1 protein-coding gene and 1 pseudogene are annotated in these 505 nt (G+C 80.8%); both read left to right on the top strand.

Annotated elements, in window-relative coordinates:
- Positions 1-365: pseudogene (locus tag ABD296_RS40255) on the top strand (hypothetical protein); the annotation flags it as partial.
- Positions 362-505: laccase domain-containing protein (locus ABD296_RS40250; protein WP_344280415.1), on the top strand; the 144-nt coding region annotated here is incomplete at its 3' end. The pseudogene ABD296_RS40255 and the gene ABD296_RS40250, both read left to right, overlap by 4 nt.

The raw sequence follows: 505 nt of genomic DNA, 5'->3' as shown, positions 1-505 counted from the left end.
TGGGGCACGCGCTCGTCCCGGCGCCCGCGCCGCGCTCCGAGGCCGAGCGTCCCGCCGGATCGGCCGGCGACGACCGCGCCGCCGGCCGGGGCGGATCGCCTCCGGGCGAGCAGACCCGTGGCGCACCGGCCCGCGCCGAGCAGCAGCCGGCGTCCCAGCAGGGCCCGCAGCCCGGCGACCGCGACCAGGGCTCCGCCGAGTCCGGCTCGCGCGCCCCCGCGCCCCGTCCGTCCGCCGACGGGTCGCCGTCCCGGGTGCACGCCGGCGAGAACGACCGCGGTCCCGCCCCCACCGGGCAGCGCTCGTCGCGCCGGGTGGTGTTCGAGGAGGACGACGACCTCGACGTGCCCGACTTCCTGAAGTGATCACCACCGTCGCCCTGGGCGACGGCGTCGGCGCCGCCTTCACCGGGCGCCCCGGCGGCGTGAGCACGGCCCCCTACGACTCCCTCAACCTCGGCGGGGCCGTCGGCGACGACCCGGCCGCCGGCACCGCGAACCGGCGG

This window comes from Actinomadura napierensis (assembly GCF_039529375.1).
In the GTDB taxonomy this organism is placed as follows: domain Bacteria; phylum Actinomycetota; class Actinomycetes; order Streptosporangiales; family Streptosporangiaceae; genus Spirillospora; species Spirillospora napierensis.
The sequence above is the reverse complement of the archived record's forward strand: the minus strand, read 5'-3'. Positions and strand labels throughout refer to the sequence as shown.